Annotated in this window: 25 protein-coding genes; 19 read left to right on the forward strand and 6 right to left on the reverse strand. The window is 59.2% G+C overall.

Annotation, left to right across the window (positions count from 1 at the left end; all coding sequences use genetic code 11):
* The first annotated feature begins 6 nt into the window (after window positions 1-6).
* The 14 genes from M3P88_RS10825 (at window position 7) to M3P88_RS10890 (ending at window position 10,330) form a co-directional block, all read left to right on the forward strand.
* The gene (locus tag M3P88_RS10825; protein ID WP_249616052.1) at window positions 7-531 is read left to right on the forward strand and encodes a KdsC family phosphatase; all 525 of its coding nucleotides are present in this window, start codon (window positions 7-9) and stop codon (window positions 529-531) included.
* Window positions 528-1,091: an LPS export ABC transporter periplasmic protein LptC gene (lptC, locus tag M3P88_RS10830; RefSeq protein WP_249616053.1), complete on the forward strand. Its 564-nt coding sequence runs from the start codon at window positions 528-530 to the stop codon at window positions 1,089-1,091. Before M3P88_RS10825 ends, lptC begins: the two co-directional genes overlap by 4 nt.
* Window positions 1,078-1,602: a lipopolysaccharide transport periplasmic protein LptA gene (lptA, locus tag M3P88_RS10835; RefSeq protein WP_249616054.1), complete on the forward strand. Its 525-nt coding sequence runs from the start codon at window positions 1,078-1,080 to the stop codon at window positions 1,600-1,602. Before lptC ends, lptA begins: the two co-directional genes overlap by 14 nt.
* Window positions 1,599-2,327 carry an LPS export ABC transporter ATP-binding protein gene (gene lptB / locus M3P88_RS10840; RefSeq protein ID WP_249616055.1) on the forward strand — a complete coding sequence of 243 codons (729 nt, stop codon included), beginning with the start codon at window positions 1,599-1,601 and terminating at the stop codon, window positions 2,325-2,327. The genes lptA and lptB overlap by 4 nt, the downstream gene beginning before the upstream one ends.
* Window positions 2,328-2,333: 6 nt before the next feature.
* Window positions 2,334-3,719, forward strand: a complete 1,386-nt coding sequence (locus M3P88_RS10845; RefSeq protein ID WP_249616056.1) for an RNA polymerase factor sigma-54 — start codon at window positions 2,334-2,336, stop codon at window positions 3,717-3,719.
* A gap of 67 nt (window positions 3,720-3,786) precedes the next feature.
* Window positions 3,787-4,101, forward strand: coding sequence for a ribosome hibernation-promoting factor, HPF/YfiA family (gene hpf / locus M3P88_RS10850; protein ID WP_249616057.1), 315 nt, complete (start codon window positions 3,787-3,789; stop codon window positions 4,099-4,101).
* A gap of 114 nt (window positions 4,102-4,215) precedes the next feature.
* Complete coding sequence (ptsN, locus tag M3P88_RS10855) at window positions 4,216-4,677, forward strand: PTS IIA-like nitrogen regulatory protein PtsN (protein WP_160796853.1); 462 nt, start codon at window positions 4,216-4,218, stop codon at window positions 4,675-4,677.
* Complete coding sequence (hprK, locus tag M3P88_RS10860; RefSeq protein ID WP_249616058.1) at window positions 4,670-5,626, forward strand: HPr(Ser) kinase/phosphatase; 957 nt, start codon at window positions 4,670-4,672, stop codon at window positions 5,624-5,626. Before ptsN ends, hprK begins: the two co-directional genes overlap by 8 nt.
* A complete protein-coding gene (gene rapZ / locus M3P88_RS10865) occupies window positions 5,607-6,455 on the forward strand; it encodes an RNase adapter RapZ (protein ID WP_249616059.1) in 849 nt (282 codons plus the stop codon). The genes hprK and rapZ overlap by 20 nt, the downstream gene beginning before the upstream one ends.
* Complete coding sequence (locus M3P88_RS10870) at window positions 6,446-6,811, forward strand: NusG domain II-containing protein (protein WP_249616060.1); 366 nt, start codon at window positions 6,446-6,448, stop codon at window positions 6,809-6,811. Before rapZ ends, M3P88_RS10870 begins: the two co-directional genes overlap by 10 nt.
* Window positions 6,792-7,328 (forward strand): Gx transporter family protein, encoded by a 537-nt coding sequence (locus M3P88_RS10875; protein ID WP_249616061.1) that lies wholly within the window; start codon window positions 6,792-6,794, stop codon window positions 7,326-7,328. Before M3P88_RS10870 ends, M3P88_RS10875 begins: the two co-directional genes overlap by 20 nt.
* Window positions 7,328-7,945, forward strand: coding sequence for a flavin prenyltransferase UbiX (locus tag M3P88_RS10880; protein ID WP_249616062.1), 618 nt, complete (start codon window positions 7,328-7,330; stop codon window positions 7,943-7,945). The genes M3P88_RS10875 and M3P88_RS10880 overlap by 1 nt, the downstream gene beginning before the upstream one ends.
* On the forward strand, window positions 7,942-9,399 hold the full coding sequence (locus M3P88_RS10885; RefSeq protein WP_249616063.1) for an NAD(P)H-hydrate dehydratase: 1,458 nt from the start codon (window positions 7,942-7,944) through the stop codon (window positions 9,397-9,399). The genes M3P88_RS10880 and M3P88_RS10885 overlap by 4 nt, the downstream gene beginning before the upstream one ends.
* 43 nt (window positions 9,400-9,442) lie before the next feature.
* Window positions 9,443-10,330, forward strand: a complete 888-nt coding sequence (locus tag M3P88_RS10890; protein WP_249616064.1) for a DMT family transporter — start codon at window positions 9,443-9,445, stop codon at window positions 10,328-10,330.
* A gap of 54 nt (window positions 10,331-10,384) precedes the next feature.
* Here M3P88_RS10890 and M3P88_RS10895 read toward each other — a convergent pair whose 3' ends face one another.
* Window positions 10,385-11,035 carry a UPF0149 family protein gene (locus tag M3P88_RS10895; RefSeq protein WP_249616065.1) on the reverse strand — a complete coding sequence of 217 codons (651 nt, stop codon included), beginning with the start codon at window positions 11,033-11,035 and terminating at the stop codon, window positions 10,385-10,387.
* A 295-nt stretch (window positions 11,036-11,330) separates the two neighbouring features.
* On the opposite strand from M3P88_RS10895, the gene M3P88_RS10900 reads away from it, so the two are divergent.
* Window positions 11,331-11,885, forward strand: coding sequence for a PAS domain-containing protein (locus M3P88_RS10900; RefSeq protein WP_249616066.1), 555 nt, complete (start codon window positions 11,331-11,333; stop codon window positions 11,883-11,885).
* A complete protein-coding gene (locus M3P88_RS15945) occupies window positions 11,882-13,420 on the forward strand; it encodes a methyl-accepting chemotaxis protein (RefSeq protein ID WP_283773178.1) in 1,539 nt (512 codons plus the stop codon). Before M3P88_RS10900 ends, M3P88_RS15945 begins: the two co-directional genes overlap by 4 nt.
* 122 nt (window positions 13,421-13,542) lie before the next feature.
* On the opposite strand, the gene rlmD is transcribed toward M3P88_RS15945, so the two are convergent.
* On the reverse strand, window positions 13,543-15,132 hold the full coding sequence (gene rlmD / locus M3P88_RS10915; protein WP_249616067.1) for a 23S rRNA (uracil(1939)-C(5))-methyltransferase RlmD: 1,590 nt from the start codon (window positions 15,130-15,132) through the stop codon (window positions 13,543-13,545).
* 160 nt (window positions 15,133-15,292) lie between these two features.
* On the opposite strand from rlmD, the gene M3P88_RS10920 reads away from it, so the two are divergent.
* Window positions 15,293-16,198 (forward strand): L,D-transpeptidase, encoded by a 906-nt coding sequence (locus M3P88_RS10920; protein ID WP_249616068.1) that lies wholly within the window; start codon window positions 15,293-15,295, stop codon window positions 16,196-16,198.
* A 1-nt stretch (window position 16,199) separates the two neighbouring features.
* On the opposite strand, the gene M3P88_RS10925 is transcribed toward M3P88_RS10920, so the two are convergent.
* A complete protein-coding gene (locus tag M3P88_RS10925) occupies window positions 16,200-17,636 on the reverse strand; it encodes an aminotransferase-like domain-containing protein (RefSeq protein WP_249616069.1) in 1,437 nt (478 codons plus the stop codon).
* A gap of 188 nt (window positions 17,637-17,824) precedes the next feature.
* Here M3P88_RS10925 and M3P88_RS10930 point away from each other — a divergent pair, with 188 nt between their 5' ends.
* Both M3P88_RS10930 and gltX read left to right on the forward strand, forming a co-directional pair.
* On the forward strand, window positions 17,825-18,463 hold the full coding sequence (locus M3P88_RS10930; protein WP_249616070.1) for a LysE family translocator: 639 nt from the start codon (window positions 17,825-17,827) through the stop codon (window positions 18,461-18,463).
* A 121-nt stretch (window positions 18,464-18,584) separates the two neighbouring features.
* Window positions 18,585-19,973 (forward strand): glutamate--tRNA ligase, encoded by a 1,389-nt coding sequence (gltX, locus tag M3P88_RS10935; RefSeq protein ID WP_249616108.1) that lies wholly within the window; start codon window positions 18,585-18,587, stop codon window positions 19,971-19,973.
* Window positions 19,974-20,042: 69 nt separating this feature from the next.
* Here gltX and M3P88_RS10940 read toward each other — a convergent pair whose 3' ends face one another.
* The 3 genes from M3P88_RS10940 to M3P88_RS10950 all read right to left on the reverse strand — a co-directional run bounded on the left by M3P88_RS10940 (window position 20,043) and on the right by M3P88_RS10950 (window position 23,297).
* Window positions 20,043-20,588 (reverse strand): DUF1415 domain-containing protein, encoded by a 546-nt coding sequence (locus M3P88_RS10940; RefSeq protein ID WP_249616071.1) that lies wholly within the window; start codon window positions 20,586-20,588, stop codon window positions 20,043-20,045.
* 143 nt (window positions 20,589-20,731) lie between these two features.
* The gene (locus M3P88_RS10945) at window positions 20,732-21,358 is read right to left on the reverse strand and encodes a glutathione S-transferase N-terminal domain-containing protein (RefSeq protein WP_249616072.1); all 627 of its coding nucleotides are present in this window, start codon (window positions 21,356-21,358) and stop codon (window positions 20,732-20,734) included.
* 67 nt (window positions 21,359-21,425) lie between these two features.
* The gene (locus M3P88_RS10950; RefSeq protein WP_249616073.1) at window positions 21,426-23,297 is read right to left on the reverse strand and encodes a potassium transporter Kup; all 1,872 of its coding nucleotides are present in this window, start codon (window positions 23,295-23,297) and stop codon (window positions 21,426-21,428) included.
* Window positions 23,298-23,325: the final 28 nt, after the last annotated feature.

A 23,325-nucleotide genomic window follows, 5' to 3' on the forward strand; every position in this document is an offset into this window, starting at 1 on the left:
GACAGCATGCATACACCACAAGAATACGCCCGCCGGGTCAAGCTACTGATACTGGACGTCGATGGCGTCATGACCGACGGGCGCATCTACTACAACGCCCAAGGCGAAGAGTCAAAATCCTTCTATGTACAGGACGGCCTTGGCCTGAAGCTGTTGCAAAGCACCGGCGTCAAGCTCGCTATTATTTCCGGCCGTGCCGATGCCTGTGTCGAACACCGCGCCCGTGCGCTGGGCTTTGACTATTACTTTGCCGGCGTCAGCAACAAGCAGTTGGCCCTTGATGAACTGATGGCACAAAGCGGCCTGAGCCCGGACGACTGCGCCTTTGTCGGTGACGACATCATTGACCTGCCGGTCTTGCGCCGCGTCGCTTTTCCGGTCGTGGTACCGGCGGCACCTGAGCGCGTACAGCAATATGCGCGCTATATTACCGGCGCCAGCGGCGGGCAAGGCGCCGTGCGCGAGGTGTGCGAGCTCATCATGCAAGCGCAAGGCACCTTTGACACCGCCATCGCGAAATATCTGCTATGAAACGCTTTCCCCGCCTGTTTCCGCTATTACTGGTGCTGATGCTGTCGGTGCTGACCATGCTGCTTGACCGCGTCACCCGCCAAAGCAGCGTGCAAAGCGTGATCGACCGTGACCAGCCCGAGTATACGGTCGAAAATTTTACCGCGACCCGCTTTGATGCTCAGGGTCTGCCCAGCGACCGGCTACAGGCACGCAAGATGTGGCAGTTTCCCGATGCCAAGGATATTGAATTCGAGCAGCCTTTCCTCACCAGCTACCAGTTAGGTCAGGTCAATTACACCGTTGAAGGTGAAGTCGGGCGCTACAACAACAGCACCGGCATGGTGTGGTTTGACCGCAAGGTGGTGCTGATAGACAAGGCTGAGCCCGGCCAGAGCGACATCAAGATAGATACGCGCGCCATGACGGTAAACCTCAACACCTCGACAGCCCAAAGCCCGGCTGCAGTGACCGTTCATCAAGGCGACTCGGTCGCCAATGCCATCGGCTTTACTTATGCACAACAGCAGGGCCTGATCACCCTGTTGTCGAAAGTCAGGATCAGCTATGCACAACCTTAAATTTCCGCTACTGGCCCTGTGTGCCTCTCTGTTTGCCATGCATGCTGCACACGCCGAAATCGCCGATAGCAGCAAGCCGATCGAACTGTCGGCCGACAGGGGCACGCTGGACCAGAATAAGGGCGTGACAGTGTGGGACGGCAGCGTCGTCGTCAATCAGGGCACTTTGCAGCTCAAAGCCGACCATGTGGTTGTGACCCGCAATGCCAACGGCCAGCAGACCCTGCTCGCCACCGGCAAGCCGGCCACCTTCCGCCAGAAAGTCGAAGGCAAGAATGAATATATCGACGGCAAGGGCAACCGCATCGATTACGACAGCCAGAGCGGCGTCGCGGTACTGACCGGCAATGCCTTCGTCAAACGCGGCCAGGATTCGGTTGCAGGTAATGTGATTACCTACAACACCCAGACCGAGCTGTATCAGGTCAGCGGCAGCAACCCACAAACGACCGGTGCGGCCAAAGGCCGGGTCACCGTGATCCTGCAGCCCAAGACCGAGGAGAAGAAATGAGTGTCAGCCGGCTGAGCGTTGCCCATATCAAGAAAAGCTTCAAGAAACGTACGGTGGTCAAAGATGTATCACTGGAAATTGCCAGCGGCGAAGTCATCGGCCTGCTAGGCCCCAATGGCGCGGGCAAGACCACCAGTTTTTACATGATCGTCGGACTGATTGCGGCCGAAGCCGGTGAAATCGTTCTGGACGATATCACCATCACCCATCTGCCCATACATAAACGCGCGCGCATGGGGCTGGGCTATTTGCCGCAGGAAGCCTCCATTTTCCGCCGCATGACGGTCAGGGAGAATATCTGCGCGGTGCTGGAAATCTCCGGCGTCAAGGGCGAGCAGATGGAGAACGAACTGACACTGTTGATGGATGATCTGAATATCGCCCATCTGGCCGACACCAACGCCATGGCGTTGTCCGGCGGCGAGCGGCGCCGGGTCGAAATTGCGCGCGTACTGGCATCCCGTCCGCGCTTTATCCTCTTGGACGAGCCCTTTGCCGGTGTCGACCCGATTGCCGTGATCGACATCCAGAAAATCATCGCCTTCCTCAAGGAACGCGGCATCGGCGTACTGATCACCGACCACAATGTGCGCGAAACGCTACGCATTTGCGACCGCGCCTATATCATCAACGACGGCAAGGTATTGGCTTACGGTCTGCCGGACGAGCTGGTGAATAACGAGCAGGTACGCAAAGTTTATCTGGGCGAGCACTTTCATCTGTAAGGCGCTATGAAACAAACACTCCAACTCAAAGTCAGCCAGCAGCTCACCCTGACACCACAGCTGCAGCAATCGATCAAATTACTGCAGATGTCCACATTGGAGTTCGGCACCGAGTTGGAGCGTTATCTGCAGGAAAACCCGCTGCTGGAACGCAGCGAAGACGGCGACGTAGCACACGAGGCTTCGTCTGACGATCCGCATGAAACCCCGCCGCGCGAGGGTAGCGAAGCATACGAGGAATGGGGCAGCGGCAGTAAGTCCAGCCATAGCGGCGATGATAGCGAGTTCGACCCCATACTCAATACGCCGGAAAAGCCAGGCATGCGAGCGCTATTGATGGCACAGATGGGCGAGCTGACGCTCTCGAGCCGCGAACGCGCCCTGCTGACCTTGCTGATAGAAGAAATCGATGACGACGGCTATCTGAGCACCCACATTGATGAAATCAGCCAGAGCCTGCCTGAGGAGCTGGAAGTAGAAACTGAAGAGCTGGAATATCTGCGCCAGCTCTTGCGCCAGATGGAGCCGCCTGGCATAGGCAGCTACAATCTGAGCGAATTTTTGACCCTTCAGCTCAACAAGCTGCCCGATACCCTCCCGGCCAAAACCTTGGCCCGCACCATCATCCAGACCCATCTCGCACTGCTTGGCAACCGCGACTACGGCAAACTGCGCAAGCTTTTGGATGCCAGCGAAGACGAGATCCGCGCGGCGCAGGCCTTGATTGCCCAACTACGCCCGCGACCAGCGGGAGGTTTTGATGGCGAAGACACCCGCTATGTGATGCCCGATGTGGTGGTGCGCAAATTTCGCGGCCGCTGGATCGCGACCATCAACGGTCAAGCCCAGCCAAAATTACGCGTAAACAGCATTTACGCTAATCTTCTGCAACAACAAAGGGATAGCAGCAATAATCTCTCCGGGCAGTTGCAAGAGGCACGCTGGCTGGTCAAAAACATTCAGCAGCGATTTGACACCATCCTGAAAGTATCGGAAGCTATCGTTGACAGGCAACAACAGTTCTTTGAACAAGGCGAAGTCGCAATGCGTCCTCTTATACTGCGCGATATTGCCGATGAACTGGGACTGCACGAATCCACCATTTCCCGCGTCACCACACAAAAATATCTGCTGTGTAGCCGCGGTCTGTTCGAGCTTAAATATTTCTTTGGCAGTGCGCTGGACACCGACAGCGGTGTCGAATGCTCTTCCACCGCAATCAAGGCGCATATACGTCGGCTGATCGTCGACGAGAATAGCAAGAAGCCCTGGTCGGATAATGCACTGGCCGAGCAATTAGCCAAACTGGGCATACAAGTAGCAAGACGCACCGTCGCCAAATACCGCGAAGCCATGCAGATTGCGCCAGCCAGCCAGCGCAAAGCACTCTAGACTTCCACTTAACAGCATCCCCATGGACCCGGACTGTTCCAGGTCGATTAACAGAAGGAGTTAGGGTATGAACCTCAAGATCACTGGTCTCCACCTTGAAGTAACCCAACCACTGCGCGACTATGTCGAAGAAAAGCTCGGCCGTGTGATTCGCCATGTAGACAATGTGATCGACACCGGCGTCACGCTTTCGGTTGACAAGCTGGTGCAAAAAGCCGAGGTCAATGTACATCTGGCCGGCAAGGATATTCACGCCGAAGCGACCGCCGATGATATGTACGCTGCCATCGACGCGCTGATCGACAAACTGGACCGCCAGGTGATCAAGCACAAGGAAAAGCAGTCGGAACACCGCGCCATCCCGCAACCGGCCGCAGAATAACACCTTGATTAAAAACGGGAACCTGACGGTTCCCGTTTTGCTTTGATAACAGGGCTATTTCAATATCACGCGCCAGCGTAGAATGAACGCCGATTTCATCCTGTACGAGTTTTTATGTCCCTGATAGGCAAAATACTCTCCCGTGATCATGTTCTGGTCGACCTTGATGTTGCCAGCAAAAAGCGGGTGTTCGAGCAGGTCGGTCTGCTCGCGGAAAACACCGGCAATATTGCCCGCAGCGAAGTGTTCGACAGTCTGTTTGCGCGTGAAAAACTGGGTTCGACCGGACTGGGCCAAGGCGTTGCCATTCCCCATGGCCGCGCTCGTGGCCTGAAAGAGGCGATGGGCGTATTTATCCGCCTGAAGCAGGCCATTCCGTTTGATGCTCCCGACGGCAAGCCGGTCCGGCTGCTGTTCGTATTGCTGGTGCCCGAGCAGGCAACCGACCTGCACTTGCAGGTGCTGTCTGAGCTAGCCCAGCTTTTCTCCAGCCGCAGCTTGCGCGAACAACTGGAGCAGGCTGCCGATAGCGAAGAATTATTCCGGCTATTGACCGGATGGAGTAGCCATGCCTAGCGTCAGCGTCCGCAAGCTTTACCAGGATAACCAGCAAAAACTCAATCTGACCTGGGTAGCAGGACGCTCTGGCTCGGACAACCTGATCGGCAACGACGACCAGCGCCCTACGCTATCGCTGGTCGGCCATCTCAACTTCATCCACCCCAACCGGGTGCAGGTGCTCGGCCTCGCCGAAGTCGACTATCTGAGCCGGCTGGAAAAAGCGGCGGCCAAAACCGCGCTGGATCAGCTGTTTTACAAGTCGATGTCAGTGGTCATCGTCGCCAATGCCCAGGCGGTGCCTGCACTGCTGCGCGACTACTGCCATACCCACAATGTCCCGCTGATGACCACCACGCTGGAAAGTCCCTATCTGATGGATGTACTGCGCATCTATCTGGCACGGGCACTGGCGGTTTCCACCGTGCTGCATGGCGTGTTTCTCGATGTGCTCGAGATCGGCGTGCTGATCATGGGTGACTCGGCCATGGGTAAAAGCGAACTGGCGCTGGAGCTGATCTCGCGCGGCCACGGCCTGGTTGCCGACGATGCGGTCGAGTACTACCGCATCGGTCCGGACACGCTGGAAGGACGCTGCCCGGCACTCTTGCGCGACTTTCTCGAAGTACGCGGCCTGGGGATACTCAATATCCGCACCGTATTCGGCGAAACCGCGGTACGCCCGAAAAAAGTACTCAAACTCATTATCCATCTGATCAAGGCCAATGATCAGGCGATGCAGGCGCTGGACCGGCTCAATATCCAGTCTGAAACGCAGGACATCCTTGGCGTCACCGTGCGCAAAGTCATCCTGCCGGTTGCCGCCGGGCGCAACCTCGCCGTTTTGGTAGAGGCCGCCGTGCGCAACTACATCCTGCAACTGCGCGGCATAGACAGCACGCGCGAATTCGTCGAGCGCCACACCAATTTCTTACGGGATCAGGAACATGCAGCTGATTCTGATTAGCGGACTGTCAGGCTCGGGCAAATCGGTCGCCTTGCGCAGCCTGGAAGACGCCGGCTTTTTTTGTGTCGACAATCTGCCGGCCACCATGCTGCCGGAAGCGGTCGCGCTTTATCATGATTACGGCTACAGCCATATCGCCATCAGCGTCGACACGCGCAGCCACCAGACGCTGGGCGCCTTGCCGCTGGAAATGGACAAACTGCGCGCAGCCGGCATCGATGTCAGGCTGATTTTCTTCGAAGCCAAGCAGGGTGTTCTGGTCAAGCGCTTCTCCGAAACCCGGCGCAGCCATCCTTTGTCCGGCATGGGCTTGTCGCTGGAAGAATGCATCGAAATGGAGATGGAACTTCTGGCATCCGTTGCCGAGCAGGGTATACGCATGGACACCTCCGAGCTGTCGGCCAATACCCTGAAAAGCTGGGTACGCCAACTGGTCGAGAGTGATAGCAGCCGTCTGACCCTGATGTTCCAGTCCTTCGGTTTCAAGCACGGTGTACCGCTGGACGCCGATTTCGTCTTCGATGTGCGCTGCCTGCCTAATCCGCACTACATCCCCGAGCTGCGCCCGCTGACCGGCAAGGATCAGCCCATCATCGACTACTTTGCCGGCGAACCCAAAGTCGCCGAGATGATTGCCGACATTCAGGCCATGCTGGAGAAATGGCTACCCGAATTCAGGCAGGAAAACCGCAGCTACCTGACCGTAGCCATAGGCTGTACCGGCGGTCAGCATCGCTCGGTATTTATCGCCGAAACGCTGGCCCGCCGCTTTACCCGTGAGCAGGTGCTGCTGCGCCACCGCCAGCTACAAAGAACGGGATGCGACTGATACGTCCGGGCGACTATCTGGTGATCGTACTGGCCGGTACGCTATGCCTCACCCTGTTCTGGCAGTTATGGGCCGGAGATACGGCACGCACGCTGACAATACGCAGCAAGGGCCAACTGTGGCGTGAAGTCAGTTTGCTGCACAACCAGATTCTGGATGTCCCCGGCCCTTTGGGCCTGACCCGCATCGAAATACATAATGGCCGCGCCCGCATCGGCAGCGACCCGGGCGCGCGCCAGTACTGCGTCAAGCAAGGCTGGCTAGACAAGGCCGGACAAAGTGCCATCTGCCTGCCGAACCAGACCAGCATCGAGCTTGGCGCTAGTGCCGCACACTATGACAGCCTCAGTTTCTGAACCGCTAAGCCTGCGTGTCGGCGCAGACGATCAGCGCATTGCCGCGCTGGCAGCCATCGCCATTGTTCTTGCACTGATTGATGCCGGCCTGCCCTCGCCGCTTCCCGGCATCAAGCCCGGCCTTGCCAATATCGTCACCTTGCTGGCGCTGTATCACCTGGGCTGGCGCGCCGCACTCTGGGTTAGTCTGCTGCGCATTCTCGGTGCAGGGTTGCTGCTGGGCAGCCTGCTGACACCAGGCTTCTTCCTGTCGCTTTGCGGCGCACTGGCCAGCCTTGCCGCGCTGGCGCTGGCCTTTCGCCTGCCGCGCAGATGGTTCGGCCCGGTTTCGCTTAGCATTATCGCCGCCTTTAGCCATATTGCCGGACAACTGCTGCTGGCCAGGCTATGGCTGATTCCCAGCGACGGCATACTTTATTTTGTGCCGCCTTTCGCGCTGGCCGCGCTGGTGACCGGTCTTGTCAACGGCATCATCGCCGCGCGCTTGCTCGCCCCTACACCGCAACAGGATGCCTGATGAACTCTTACAGCAAAACCGTGACCGTCGCCCTGACCGGTGCTTCCGGCCTGCCTTATGGCCTAGCGCTGATACGCGAACTGATCAAGGCCGGCTGCCGCGTCTGGGTACTGTGTTCGCAAGCGGCCCATATCGTTGCCAAACAGGAAATGGGGCTGACGCTGCCTGCGCGCGCCGCCGATCTGGAGCTGTGGCTAAGCGAGGAATACGCGGCGGCTGCGGGACAACTTAAGGCCTTTGGCCGCGAGGAATGGTTTGCGCCGGTGGCTTCCGGTTCCAATCCGGCGGATGCCATGGTGGTATGCCCGTGCTCGATGGGTACGCTGGCTGCCATCGCCATAGGCAGCAGCGACAATCTGATCGAACGCGCAGCCGATGTCAGCATCAAGGAGCAGAAAAAACTGATACTGGTGCCGCGCGAAACGCCATTTTCCGCCATTCACCTGGAGAATATGCTCAAGCTTGCGCGTTTGGGCGTGGTCATCCTGCCACCCTCGCCCGGCTTTTACACCCACCCGCAGAGCATAGACGATATGGTCGATTTTATCGTGGCACGCATTCTCGACCAGATAGGCGTTGCCCACCAGCTGCTACCGCGCTGGGGCGATACGGCATGAGTACAGCGCTTTTTTCCTTGCCATCGCAAAGGCAGCTGGAACACAGCGCGGCACCACTGGGCTTGATGCGCCGCGCCGCCTGCGCCGCAGCCTACTGGATCATGGCGCGCTATCCGGCCGGCGCCGCCATCATGGTACTGGCCGGCCCGGGCAATAATGGCGGCGACGCGCTGCATCTGGCCTGCGAGTTATTGAGCGCAGGCTATAAAGTGACCGTCATCAGCCCGCAGCCGCAAAGCTCGGCTGAAGCACAAGCGGCGCGCGCACGCTGGGATGCTTGCGCCATGGCGACATATACCCGCCTGCCAGAAGCCCATGCCGACCTGATCGTGGACGGCTTATTCGGTATCGGCTTAAGCCGGCCGCTGGCCTCGCCTTGGGACGCGCTGATCGCGCAAGTCAACGCCGCCGGCGTAGCTGTGCTCGCGCTGGACACCCCCAGTGGGCTGGATGCCATGAGCGGCCACGCGCTTGGCGCAGCCATGCGCGCGACTGATACGCTGACCTTTCTTTGCTTCAAGCCCGGCCTGCTGACAGCAGACGGCAGCGAGCTCGCCGGAGAAGTGCATCTGGCAACACTGGATATACCCGCCGCGCTGCTGCCCACGCCGGAAGGTGAGCTGAACCGCCCCGCCGTGACGGCGCTCAAGCGCCATGCCAATAGCCATAAGGGGAGCTTCGGTACCGTATGTGTCGTCGGCGGTGCGCCCGGCATGCTGGGCGCGGCGCTTTTGGCAGGGCGCGCCGCGCTGGCCTGTGGCGCCGGCAAGGTCTTGCTTGCCACGCTGGACAGCCGTTTGCCGGTCGATAGCACACAGCCCGAACTGATGATTTCGCCGCTTGTCTTGCCGCTTGCGTCACACAGCATCTGCGCCATCGGCCCGGGCCTTGGCAGCAGCACAGCGGCCCAAGCGGCACTATCGGCGGCATTGGCAAGCGACACGCCCTTGGTGATAGACGCCGATGCACTTAATCTGCTGGCCCACGATGCGGCACTTTTCGCCACACTGGCCACACGGCAGGCACCGGCCATCCTGACGCCGCACCCGGCCGAGGCCGCGCGGCTATTAGGAATCAGTAGCACCGAGGTGCAGGCAGACCGCCTGGCCGCAGCACGCACCCTGGCTGCGCGCTTAAACAAGGTCGTGGTACTCAAGGGGGCCGGCAGCCTGATTGTCCGCCCCGACGGTTTTTACCGCATCAATGCCAGCGGCAATGCTGCGCTGGCGGTGGCAGGGCAAGGCGATGTGCTGACCGGGGCGATTGCAGCGCTATGGGCACAGCAACTACCCCCCTTTGATGCCGCCAGCCTTGCCGTTCACCTGCATGGTCTGCTTGCCGACCTGTATGTACACGCCGCCGGCGGCCCGATCGGCCTGACGGCGTCAGCCACGGCGACGGCGCTTTCCGGCTTAATCAACGCGCTTTTGTGCGTTCAAAATACCGGCCCATAACGGAACACGCAGCCTCCACTCACCACGCCCTATTCCCAAAGATATGAACCAGCAAACCCGCGCTACCTTATTCGGCCTCGCCGCAGTTCTCGCCTGGTCAACCGTCGCCACCGCCTTCAAGATCAGCCTCAGCTATCTGTCGCCGGCGCAGTTACTGCTCTATGCCTGCGCGGCCAGCTTGCTGGCGCTGCTATCCATCCTTGCGGTGCAACGCCGTCTGGGCGAGCTGGTACCGGCGCTGCGGCTTTACTGGCGCCGCTCGCTGCTTTTGGGCGCGGTCAACCCCTTTGCCTACTATCTGATCCTGTTTCAGGCTTATGCCTTGCTGCCGGCACAGGAGGCGCAAGCCATCAACTACACTTGGGCACTGAGCATGACCTTGCTGTCGGTGCCGCTATTGGGTCATCGCCTGCGCAAGCTCGATCTGGCCGCTGCGCTGGTGTGTTATATCGGCGTCCTCATTATCGGCACGCGCGGTGATGTACTGGCGCTGTCGTTTTCCAATATGAACGGCATGCTGTTTGCACTGGCATCCACCCTGCTGTGGGCCAGTTACTGGATTTTCAATACCCGCGACACGCGCGAGCCAGTGCTGGGGCTGACGCTGAACTTTATTATGGCGCTGCCGCTGATTGTGCTCTGGTGTGCGCTAAACGGTGAGCTGACACCGGTTGCGTGGCAGGGACTGGCTGGAGCAGCCTATGTAGGCGCCATCGAAATGGGCTACACCTTCGTGCTGTGGTTGACGGCAATGAAGCTCACCCAAAGCACGGCGCGCATCGCCAACCTGATTTTCCTGTCGCCCATTATCTCGCTGTGGCTAATCCACTTTTTTATCGGCGAGCCCATCCTCGCCTCGACCCTGGTCGGCCTTACGCTGATTCTCGGTGGCCTGCTGCTGCAAAAGTGGCCGCTCAAGCGCGGTGCCTGACGTAAAAAAGCCCGCCCCGACCATAGGCCGGGGCGGGCTTGACGGGTACCTTATTTAGCGGCGCTTATTGGTTTTGGCTGGCTTTACCGGCTCGTCAAACAAAGTCTTGTCGTTTTCGGCGGCCGCCAGTGCCGCATCCATGCGCGCGCGCAAGCCGGTATAGAAGGCATATAACGTCGCAATTGCCGGGGTAATCTGCCCCAGCAACTCTTCACGCTGCTCAACTACCGTCCGCACGGCAGGATCTGGATCGCGCTCCAGCGCCAGCATCATGATGGGCGCGAGCGCAGCACCGGCTTCACTATCATCAAATGCCAGCTGCCAATCGCCCGGCAGCAAAGCCATGCCGCGCTCGAAGCCTTCGGCCCAGTCATTACCCGACACCTTGCCCTCACCATCGGCCTCCAGCCATGGGTGAAATTCCTCGCCTGCTTCCAGCGTGCGCGCGATATCCAGCCAGTGCCCGCTAAGCAGATGCATAAAGGCATCAAACGCCTTGGTTGTGGCAAACGAGGTTTCATCTTCGAAGGCAGCACCCAGAATCAGCGGCAGATACTCGGCCGGACGTATGACTTCGGGCCCGGCAATCAAGGCGGCGAAAAAACCGTCCAGCGTCTCCAGACTCATCGCGCCTTGCGCGTAAAAGGCAGACAGGGTGGCAGACAGGCGTTCGTAATCGCTGTCGCTCAAGGCTTGATGGCTCATGATGGCGGATCCGTAGCAGATGCAAAACGCCATTATCCGCTATACCCGAGCGCCCGGACAGGACTGATGAGAACTCTCGTCCACGTAATGCCGGTGCGACGCCTCACAATTTTAAAACCATACATATAAAAATATGCAAATAAAAACCCATGGCATAAAATGTGCCCTTGCAAAAAGTAACCGCTAGACAGGTGCAACTAAGCCGGCCATTTTCCTGCCAGACAGGTATCTGCCTGCCGATGGCAAACAATAAGCCCGGCCCCCGATTGACCGCATACATAGCAAGCACAAAACAATGAAATCCAGGATCCCCCCTACCCAACAGCAAGTCCGCTTTCAGGCTGACGAGTTGATCATCAGCAAAACCGATCTTGCCGGGCGCATCACCTACGTCAACCGTATTTTTATGCAAGTCTGCAACTATGCGGAAGATGACCTGCTCGGGGTGCAGCACAATATCGTGCGTCACCCCGACATGCCGCGCGGCGTATTCCGCCTGATGTGGGAGACGCTCAAGTCCGGGCATGAGTTCTTCGGTCTCGTCAAGAATATGACTTCGGACGGACACTATTACTGGGTGTTTGCCAATATCACGATCGACCAGCGCAATCAGCAGCCGGTCGGCTATTTCTCGGTGCGCCGTCAGGCACCGCAAAGCGCAATCGATGCAGTCAGCACGCTTTACAACAAGATGAACGAAATTGAACAAACTGCGGGCGCTGCCAATGGCCCCGAAGCCTCGCTGCAATGGCTGCAGGCACAACTGGTGCAACAGGGCGTGACTTACGAGAAATTCGTGCTGGATTTGTACCGTCAGGCAACATCCCGCACGGGAGAGATGGCAGCATGAGCAAGGATCTGGAACTCCTGAACGCAACCAGCAAGACCAGCCGGCGCACGCTGTTTTGGGAACAGAAATTCATTCTGAGCTGCATTGTCTTTGTCAGTCTGGTCTGGATTGCCGCCGGCATCAGCATCTACCAGCGCGGCCTTGGCCTCACCAATATCAGCGTACCGCTGCTGGCGGTTGCCTTTGCCGGCTACGCCTACTGGCATCAACGCCGCCCGCTGGCCGTACTGGCAGAAATCGAATATGTGCTGCGCCGGGCCGCCCAAGGCGAAACCCATGTCCGGCTCACCCGCACCAAGGGGCTAGGCGAAGTCGGCAAGGTCGCCTGGAACCTGAATGATCTGCTGGACATTATCGAGGCGCACGCCAAAGACATCGCCACCTGCTTCGAGCGGGCGGGACAGGGGGACTACAGCCGCCCGGCACTTAGCGCAGGCTTGCCGGGTGAATTCGCCCAGTCTATGGAAAACATCAATATCACGCTACGCTCGATGCAGGAAGCCGCCGAATTTGATGCCAAGAACCGCCTCTCCAGCCAGTTGCATGCCCTGAATACCGCTAATTTGCTACGCAACCTCAAGGGCAACCAGCAGGATTTGCTGCGGGCCACTCAGGAGATGGACGGCATGCAGGGCATGGCCGAACAGAACCTTGATGGCGCACAGCGCAGCCGGCAGACCGTGGAAGAGCTAGACAGCGAATTCGAACAAATCACTGGCAATATGCAGACGCTTTCGGGTAGCGCCCGCCAGCTGGGGGAAGCCAGCACCCGCATTGTCGATACGGTACGCCTCATTACCGAGATCACCGAGCAGACCAATTTGCTGGCGCTTAATGCGGCAATCGAGGCGGCGCGCGCCGGAGAGGTTGGCCGCGGCTTTGCCGTGGTCGCCGACGAAGTACGCAAACTGGCCGACCGCACCCATGCAGCCACACTGGAAATCGGCAAGGTGATCAATAGCCTGCACCAGCGCGTCGAAACCATGGTGGAGCAGACGCTGGCGCTCGAAGCGCAAAGCAGCTCGGTCAGCCAGCGCGTTTCCGGCTTTCGCACTCAGTTCGAGCATGTGGCCGAATCGGCGCAGTCAACCATAGACAGCCTGGCTTGCGCCAAGGACATGACGTTCTCGTCACTGGTCAAGCTTGATCACATCATCTACATGCAAAACAGCTATATCGCACTTGAACAAAATGGTGAAGGCAGCGAAGCACTGGCCACGAATATCGGCCATACCCAGTGCCGTCTGGGCAACTGGTATTACGAGGGCGCAGGCAAGAAATCTTACAGCCACCTGCCAGGCTACCAGGCCCTGGAGAAGCCGCACGCCCAAGTCCACCATGCCGTGCAACGCGCCATGCAGACGGTCAAAGGCGACTGGCTGCACGACGCAACGGTACTCCAGCAGATCATCGCGCAGATGCATGACGCAGAAGTCGCGAGCAATCAGGTCATCGAACAGGTCGGACTGGTTTTCAGCCACCAAAAAAAAGCCCCCTCTTCCGTAAACAAGCACCCTACTCACGCTCCGGCCTGAAACGGATACGCGGCTCAAACCCGCGCGATATTTTAGACAGACGACCTCGATACAAAAACGCCCCTTTTCACAAAGGGGCGTTTCTTTTAGCTGAGCCGCTTGCGGCGTATGAATGGGCAGGCTCAGTCTTGTGCCGGCGCCTCGCCTGATGCAGCCGCTTCGGCTTCGCGCCGGGCTTTTTCGGCAAAGTAATAGGCGCGGCGGGCTTCTTTAGCGGCGAGGCGTTCGGCGCGCTCGGCGGCCAGACGCGCATTCTCCGCCGCATTCAGCTCGGCTTCTATCGCTTCGCGCTCGGCGCGTGCCGCCATCGATGCGGCCCTGGCCGCCTCGCGTTCGGCCGCTTCGGCCGCAGCCATCTCTGCCAGCTCTTCGCGGGTTTTGCACGGGCCGGTTTTTTCAAACCAGGCGACGGATTCCACGTGGGCGGTATGCGGGAACATATTGATGATGCCGGCGGCCTTGAGCGTATAGCCCTTGGTATTGACCAGCACACCGGCGTCACGCGCCAGCGTGGACGGGCTGCACGACACATACACGATGCGTTTGGGCGCGCTCTCGTCAGTCAATGCCTGACATAGCTGTACGGCGCCATCGCGCGGCGGATCGATCAACATCTTGTCGAAGTGCCCCAGTGCGGCAAAGCTTTCTTCGGTCACATCGAACAGGTTGGCCATTTCATAGCTGACCTGCTTTTCCAGACCGTTATGGGTGGCATTTTCCACGGCGCGCTTGACCAGCGCCTCGCTGCCTTCCATGCCGTGCACGGTGGCGCCCGAACGCGCAATCGGCAAGGTGAAGTTACCGATACCGCAGAACATATCGGCAATGCGCTCGCCCGGCTGCGCATCCAGCAGGCGCAAGGCGCGGCTGACCATCACATTATTAATCCCCGGGTTGACCTGGGTAAATTCGGTCGGGTAGTACGGCATTTCAACGCCAAAATCGTCGAGGCGATAGCTCAGGCGCGGCGCATCCTTGGGGTAAAGCGGATAGCAGGTTTCCGGCCCCTTGGGTTGCAGCCAGATCTGTAGCGGACGCACGCTGCCATGCGCATCGGCAAAGGCGGTAAACAGCGCCTCGTCGGCTGCGTTGATCGCATCCATATTACGGAACACCAGCACATCCACATCGACGCCACCGGCGTATTCAATCTGCGGCATACGGTCGCGTATCGACAACTTGGCCACCAGCGCGCGCAGCGGCAGCAGCAAAGCGGAAATATGCGGCGGCAGCACATGGCACTCGGCCATATCGACAATAAAGCGCGAGCGTTTTTCATGGAAGCCGATCAGCACCTCACCCTTTTTCTCGACCCAGCGCGCCGACAGGCGGGCACGGTGACGATAGCCCCAGCTCTGGCCGGCAATCGGCGTTAACACACGCTCGGGCGTCACTTTACCGATGCGGGCCAGATTGTCTTCCAGCACGCGTTGCTTGATGGCAACCTGGGCGGTGAATTCCATATGCTGCATCGAACAGCCGCCGCAAACCCCGAAGCTGGGGCAACGCGGCGTGGTGCGCATAAAGCTTTCTTTGAGCACGCGTACGGTTTCGGCATTCTCGTAACTGCTTTTGCTGCGGTAGCTGCGGTACTCGACGGTTTCATACGGCAAAGCGCCGTCGATAAACAGGGTCTTGCCATTTACATGGGCGACGCCGCGACCTTCATAGTCGAGCGACTCAATCTGGGCCAAGGCCGGGGTATCAGACATTATTTTGGTAATCAAATCAAAGCGAAGGCGGCGATTTTCTCAGAAACACGCCACAAACGCACGCCCGCCATCCCTTAAGCGGCAAAGCTGACCTCGCAAAGCAGCACTTCTGCTAAAATCTGCTACTGTTCCCAGCCCGATTATTTACCGAAGCTTATCCATGAAACCACTGTCCGGCCTGTCTGCATTTTTCCTGCTGCTATCGCTCTCGGCTACGGCTGCGGCTATCCCGCAACCCGATGTGGCGATACAGCCTAGCGGCACCCATGTGGTGATCAATCTGCCGCAGACACGATTGTTTCTGTTTCAGGATGGCGAGCTAAAAGACAGTTTTCCGGTTGCCGTCGGCAAGATGCTGACGCGCACGCCGGTAGGCGAATATGCCGTAACCGGCATTTACCGCAACCCGAGCTGGCATGTCCCCCGCTCCATTCAGGAAGAGATGCGCAAAAAAGGCAAGCCGGTTGAGACCGTCGTGCCGCCGGGGCCGGATAATCCGCTGGGGCCGGTGTTTATCCGCTTTGGCGAAGCCAAGCTGGGTTTGGGCATACACGGCACCAATGCGCCGTCCAGCGTACCGGGGTTTCGCAGCCATGGCTGCGTACGCATGAAGAGCGAACAGGCATTGCTGCTGTCCAATATCGTGCCCAAGGGCGCGACCGTTTCGGTCACTTACCAGACTGTTTTGCTGTCGCAGGACGAGGCTGGCGAATTGTGGCTGACCGCATTTCGCGATCGCTACCAGAACAAGAATGTCGCCATGCCGCAACTGGCCGATGCCCTGCTGCGCTGGCAGGGCGAAAACCAGAAAGCCGTATTCGGTCAACGGGTCAACCAGGCGCTCAACGAGCGCAAGGGCAAGCCGCTATGCCTGACCTGCAAGAAACCAGCCGAAGCACGTATCAGCGGCACACTCAGTTCCATACCCTGGCTATCCGATCAGGAACCGGCTCAGGCTCTGCCTGAGCCCGCCCCCGAGCCGGTGATGGAACCTGCGCCGGAAGATGCCTCCGGAGCCTGGCCGGCAGCCAAGCGAAAATCCACTCCGCCAGTACCGGCAGGCTGAATCAGGGCGCTGGCGTCGCGGCAGCCTCGCAGGCAAGCGCGGCAAAACGCAATAGCGCGCGCTCGTAAGCCGGCGTCCACGGATAGCAGCAAGACAGGCGTACACAGTTATTGAAACGCCCGCGCGCCGAATACAGCGCCCCCGGCGCGACCGTAATGCCCTCAGCCAGCGCGCGCTGAAATAAAGCCAGCGTATCCACGCCCTTGGGCAACTCCACCCACAGCAAGCAACCTCCGGATGGCGACGTAGCGCGGGTACCCGCCGGAAAATGGCTGGCTACGGCGGCGCGCAGCTTTTCCATCTGCGCCATAAACTGGCGACGGATAAAGCGCAGGTGATGATCGAAGCCGCCGCTTTCCAGATATTCGGCCAGTGCCTCCTCCAGCAAACGGGGCTGACCCAAAGATCCCGCGATCTTGAGGCGCATCACTTCGTGCAAGAAGCGCCCCGGAGCAATCCAGCCTATGCGAAAGCCCGGCGCCAGCGTCTTGCTGAAGCTGGAGCACAGCAAGACCCAGCCTTCCTTGTCCCAGGATTTGACCGAGTCCGGCGGTGCTGCGCCGTAAAACAGGTCGGCATGTGGCGTGTCTTCAATCAGCGGAATCCGGTACTCACTGACCAGTGCCGCCAGACGCTGGCGCGCAGCCAAGGGCATACTGGCCCCCAACGGGTTCTGTACCGTAGGCTGCACCACCAGCGCCGACAGGCGCTTTTCCGACAGCAGCAATTCCAGTGCGTCCAGCGACAGGCCGCTAGCCGGATGGGTCGGTATTTCTATCACCGACAGCCCCAGACTCTTGGCGAGCGGAATCAGGCCAAAATAGGTCGGCGACTCCAGCCCCACCGTGTCGCCAGGCTTGCATACCGCGTGCAGTGCCAGTTGCAGCGCCTCCGTGCAGCCATTGGTCACCACAATATCGTCCGGGCTTAATACACAGCCACTGCCCAGTGCCCGCTGGGCAATCTGGCGGCGCAGCCGCTCCGAGCCAGGCGGAAACGGATAATCGGTGGTCAGCTCGGGATGCTGGCGCACCAGTTTACTGACAATCTGCTTAAGACGGGTAGTCGGGTAAAAATCACTGCCGCGCGGGCTGGCCAGCGATAAATCGATCACATCGGTGCGGGTTTGCGCCCCCATCACCAACTCCAGCTGATCGGCCTCGCCCTGCTCGCCGGCATGGGTTTCGCTTTGGCGGCGCATCAGCGGCAAAGGCAGGCGCGCCACACCCTTGACGTAAAAACCCGACTGCGGCCGCGCCTCGATCAGGCCGCGATCCTCCAGCGCGCGATAAGTCGCCAGTATGGTCGACGGGCTGACTTTGTGGATGGCGCATGCCTTGCGCACCGAAGGCAGGCGCTCGCCCACCCTGACCGTGCCGTTTTCTATCAATGCGGTCCACTCGCCCACCAAAGACATGTACAGCGTTTCGCTACTCATTCCCGCCCCTTTTCCACTCTCCCCGCACCATCAGGTGCGCGGGCAGCACAGTTCAGCCGCAATCAGACCATAACAGTTGCCAACAAGGCAAACTGTTATGGTCTCAATTCAATATTTCTGGATCTGTAATTATTTATTTGGCAACGCTAATATAGCGCCAGAATTTAGCTTCCCTGACGGATACCGATATGAACTTCATCGCACTGGTGACCTACCTCACCATCATGGCCATCACGCCGGGCCCGAATAATCTGGCCCTGGCTTCCAGCGGGGTGAATTTCGGCCTGAAACGCACCTTGCCGGCCCTGATGGGAATGGCATTGGGCCTGTCCAGTCAGGTGGCAATCCTGGCACTGGCGCTAGGCAGCATGATGGCGCTGATGGAGAGCATCAAATTATGGCTGGCACTGGCCGGCTGTCTCTATTTGTTCTGGCTGTCCTGGCATATGGCGCATGCCGCCGAGCCCGGCAGCGATGGCAAAGTCAGCAAGGGCAAGCCCATGGGCTTTGCCAGCGGCGTGCTGTTCAACTGGCTGAACCCCAAGGTATGGCTGATGGGTTTTAACGTCGCCATCGTGTTCCTGCCTGACAGCATGCCGGTGTGGCAAGCGGGCAGCCTGTTCTTTGTGGTGACTTTTATCATCACCCTGCCCTGCATCGCCGTCTGGGCCTGGGGCGGTGAATATATCCGCCGCTATCTGGATTCGCCGCGCCGCCTGCACCTGTTCAACTACAGCATGGGCGGCATGCTGGCCTGTACTGCAGCCTGGCTGCTGGTGGAAATGCTGCCGGCCGAAACCATGGCACAGATGAGCGCCATGGTCTGATTTCCCCCTATTCCTTTGCTAACCCCGAGTGGAATTTTCCCCGCAAACACCAATCGTGTTTGCGGGTTTTTTTTGCCGCAGCGTAAAATAGCCGGCTTACCTTCGAACCCGAGCCAGACCCATCATGATACGTACCCGTTTCGCCCCCAGCCCGACCGGCTACCTGCATATAGGTGGCGTGCGCACGGCCCTGTTTTCCTGGGCCTTTGCCAAGAAGCACGGCGGCACTTTCGTGCTGCGCATCGAAGACACCGATCTTGAGCGCTCGACCCCCGAATCGGTCAAGGCCATCCTTGACGGCATGCACTGGGTCGGCCTCGACTACGATGAAGGCCCGTTCTACCAGACCCACCGCTTCGACCGTTACGAAGAAGTGATTCAGAAACTGCTGGCCAGCGGCCACGCCTACCACTGCTATATGAGCCGTGAAGAGCTGGATGCGCTGCGCGCCGAGCAAGAAGAGCGCGGCGAGAAGCCGCGTTACGATAGACGCTGGCGTCCCGAGGCTGGCAAGGTTCTGCCTGCGCCCCCAGCCGACGTTAAACCGGTCGTGCGTTTCAAGACGCCACTGGATGGCGTGGTGGCCTGGGACGACGCCGTCAAAGGGCGGATCGAGTTTGCCAATGAAGAGCTGGATGATCTGATCATCGCCCGCCCCGACGGCAGCCCGACCTATAACTTCTGCGTGGTGGTCGATGACTGGGATATGCAGATCACCCATGTGATTCGTGGTGATGACCATGTCAACAACACGCCGCGCCAGATCAACATCCTTAAAGCACTGAATGCTCCGCTGCCTATCTACGGCCACCTGCCGATGATACTCAACGAGAACGGCCAGAAAATGTCCAAGCGCCGCGACGCGGTCAGCGTAGTCGATTACGCCGAGCGCGGCATTCTGCCCGAGGCCTTGCTTAACTATCTGGCGCGTCTGGGCTGGGGCCACGGTGACGACGAGCTGTTCGATATGGCTCAGTTTGTCGAGTGGTTCACGCTGGAAGCGGTCAGCCCGTCTGCCAGCCGTTTCAACCACGAGAAATTCATGTGGCTGAATGCGCAGCATATCAAGCTGGCCGACAATACCCGCCTCGCGACCCTGGTCGCGCCGCGCCTGGCTGCCTCCGGCATCACACCCGATGGTGGCCCAGCCCTCACCGAGGTGCTGGCACTGGTCAAAGAGCGGGTACAGGACTTGAATACGCTGGCGGACGAGTGCCACTACTTCTACCAGAAGCTGACCCCTACGGACGCCGATGTGGAGAAACATCTGTCGGGCGATACGCCGGCACGCATGGCACGCTTCGCAACCCGCCTTGCTGCCCTGAGCGAATGGAATGCCGCGTCCATCCACGGCCTGTTCAAGCCATTTTGCGCCGATGAAGGCATCAAAATGGGCCAACTGGGTATGCCGCTACGCGTATTGGTATGCGGTACCGCGCAGACGCCATCGGTGGATGCGGTACTGGCGCTGATAGGCCGCGACGAAGTCCTGCGCCGCATGGCCGCCTGAGTCGCCGCGCCAGCAAAAGCCGCCGGCTCCTGATGGAGCGGGCGGCTTTTTTTATCACGCAAAACAAGCTCAGCGCTGATCCAGACCCAAAGCCTGCCAGCCGGCATGACCCAGCTTTTCCAGTGTCGCACTATTGCGCTCGGCGATGGCATCGACTTCGGCATCTTCTGCCACGGCCGCATCCACACTGGCGTCGCGCAACAGATGCAGCGTGGCAAACGGGGCGCGGTTGACATAGTTGACCATATCGTCAGGCTCGCAGCCGTCAAACTGGAAATCGGGATGGAAGTTGGCCACCTGCAATACACCGTCCAGCCCCTGCTCGCTGATGGCTTCATCCGCCAGCAGCAACACATCGTTGAAATCGATAAAGTCGCTAAACAGCGTCGGATGAATCAGCAAGGTGGTATCAATCTCGCTCGCCGGCGTTTGTGCCAGCAATGCCAGTTCCCTATCCAGATCCTCGAGAAAACCATCCAGATGGCGCGCGTCGCTGACCACCAAGCGCACACGATTCTCCACATACACCTTGCGCGCAAACGGACACAAATTCAGCCCGATAACGGCTTTCTCCAGCCACAAGCGGGTGGCGGCGATCACATCTTCATGGCGCATGAGCAACTCCTCGCAAAAAGCGCAGTGTAAGCCGTCACCCAAACGAAACGACAGTTTTTTCGCCTGAGAAGCGGACTAGACAACCGCTTGCCCCTTAAGTCATGGCCCGTGGACAGATGCGCGCACCACAAAAATGTAAAACATCAGGACGACTGCGGCACCGCCATGCCGCGCTGCACGGCGGGACGCGCGGCCATGGCATCAGCCCAGCGCCGCACATGGGGAAAGTCCGCCAGTTCGACCATATGCCATTCATGGCGTGCAACCCACGGGTAAAGCGCAATATCGGCGATGCTGTAGTCGCTACCCGCGACAAAGCGGTGATCGGCCAGTTGCCGATTCAACACGCCATACAGGCGCAAGGTCTCATCGTGATAGCGTTTTTGTGCATACGGCAGGGTTTCGGGCGCATAGCGCAAAAAATGGTGTGCCTGCCCCAGCATGGGACCGAAGCCGCCCATCTGGAACATCAGCCATTGCAGCACGCAATAACGCGCCGCCCCTGCTGCCGGCAACAAGCGGCCGGTTTTTTCTGCCAGATAAATCAGGATGGCTCCCGACTCGAATAACGCCAGTGCGGTGCCATCCGGGCCGTCGGGGTCGACGATGGCCGGAATCTTGTTGTTCGGGCTGATCTTGAGAAAGTCGGGCGCGAACTGCTCGCCCTGATTGATATCGACCGGGAACACGGTGTAAGGCAGATCCAGCTCTTCCAGTGCGACAGAGATTTTCTTGCCGTTAGGCGTGCCCCAGGTGTAAAGCTCTATCATGGCGTCAAGCCCCTCGCTAGTAATTTACCTAGCATAGTGCAAGGCAGAAGCGGCGGCCAGCCCCCCCTCACACGCCGGCCTGCGTCCCCAGCTCCACCACCCGCCCGGGCGGCAGATGGTAATAGACCGCAGCACTTTCACCCTGGCGCGCCAGCCAGCGGAACATGCTGCGCCGCCAGCGCGGCACATCCGCCAGGCTTTCCAGCGCACTGACCCGGGTGAGAAAAAACGAGGTATCGTCCAGCTGAACCAGCAGCCCCGCACTGCTAGCCTGAGACAGCGCCGCCGGCACATCCGGCTCTTCGCGAAAACCGTAACGCAAATGCACGCGCCACAGATCGGGTGCCAGCATCTGCACCGTCACGCGCTCGGCGGCAGGCACGCGCGGCACTTCCTGTGCATCCACATGCAACAGCACAATTTGCCGGTGCAATACTTTGTAATGCTTGATGTTTTGCTGCAAGGCCAGCGGCACACCGGCCGGGTCCGAGCTCAGATACACCGCCATGCCCTCTACCCGCAGCACATCCGGTGGCCGGGCAATAAAATCCGCCAGCGTTTGGGCGCAAGCATCACGCCGGCTGGCAATAGCGGCTGTGCCGCGCTTCCAGCTGGTCATCAGGGCAAACAACACCAGCGCCAGCGTCAAGGGCACCCAGCCGCCGGCAATGATCTTGGTTGCATTGGACGCAAAAAACAGCAGTTCAACCAGCCACAAGCCCAACAATAGCGCCATCAGTTTCAAGCGCTGCGTGCCACGAAACGATAAAAATACCAGCGTCAGGCACAACACGGTGGTGATATTCATCGCACCGGATACGGCAATACCATAAGCCGCCGCCATGGCATTAGGCGAGCGAAAGCCCAGTACCAGCAAGACCACCGCCAACAGCATCAGCCAGTTGATACCGGGCAAATACACTTGCCCGCGCTCGGCATCCGAGGTGTGTTTGACATTAAAGGGCGGCAGATAACCCAGGTGGCCGGCTTGCACCGTCATCGAAAAGACACCGGCGATGGTCGCCTGTGCCGCAATCACGGTGGCCAAGGTCGCCAGCACCACCAGAGGCAGCTGCAAGGCATCAGGCGCAAGACCATAAAAGGGATGATTAACGGCAGCAGGGTTGCGCAACAACAAGGCCCCCTGACCGAAATAATTCAGCATCAGCGCCGGCCATACCAGGCGGAACCAGGCCAGACGGATGGGACGCGCACCGAAATGCCCCATATCCGCATACAGCGCTTCGCCGCCGGTCATGGCCAAAAATACCGCAGACAACAGCAAAAAAGCCGCGCTTGGCGAGTCGATGGCAAAACGGATGGCGTAAAGCGGGCTCAAAGCCTTCAGTACCGACGGCTGCTGCACAATGCTGGCTGCACCCAATGCGGCCAGTACCAACAACCACAACAACATCACCGGCCCGAACAGGCGCCCGACCATACCGCTACCAAAGCGCTGGATGGCAAACAGCCCAACCAGCACCAACAAGGTCAGCGGCAAAATCAGCGGCGTCAGCACCGGATCCACCACACTCAGCCCCTCGATTGCCGAGAGTACCGAAATAGCCGGCGTAATCACCGCATCGCCAAAAAACAGGGCCGCACCGAAAATCCCCAGTGCAACCGCAAAACCAGCCACACGCGGGTGCTGCGCAGCCTTGGCATGCACGCCCGCCGCCAGTGCCAGCACCCCGCCCTCACCCTCGTTATCGAAGCGCAGCACCAAGACCATATATTTCAGCGAAATCACCAACAGCACCGCCCAGAATAGCGCCGACAAAGTCGCCAGCACATGGCTCTCACTGGGCGAGAGACCATACAGGCCGACAAAAGCCATACGAAAAGCGTACAGCGGGCTGGTGCCAATATCGCCGTACACCACACCCATCGCGGTCAAAGCCAATAACCACGGTGTTTTTTTATCTGTTTGCTGTTCCATTCCCCGCCCCGCCAAGCATGCTATCCAG

Source organism: Craterilacuibacter sp. RT1T, from assembly GCF_023502145.1.
GTDB lineage: Bacteria > Pseudomonadota > Gammaproteobacteria > Burkholderiales > Chromobacteriaceae > Craterilacuibacter.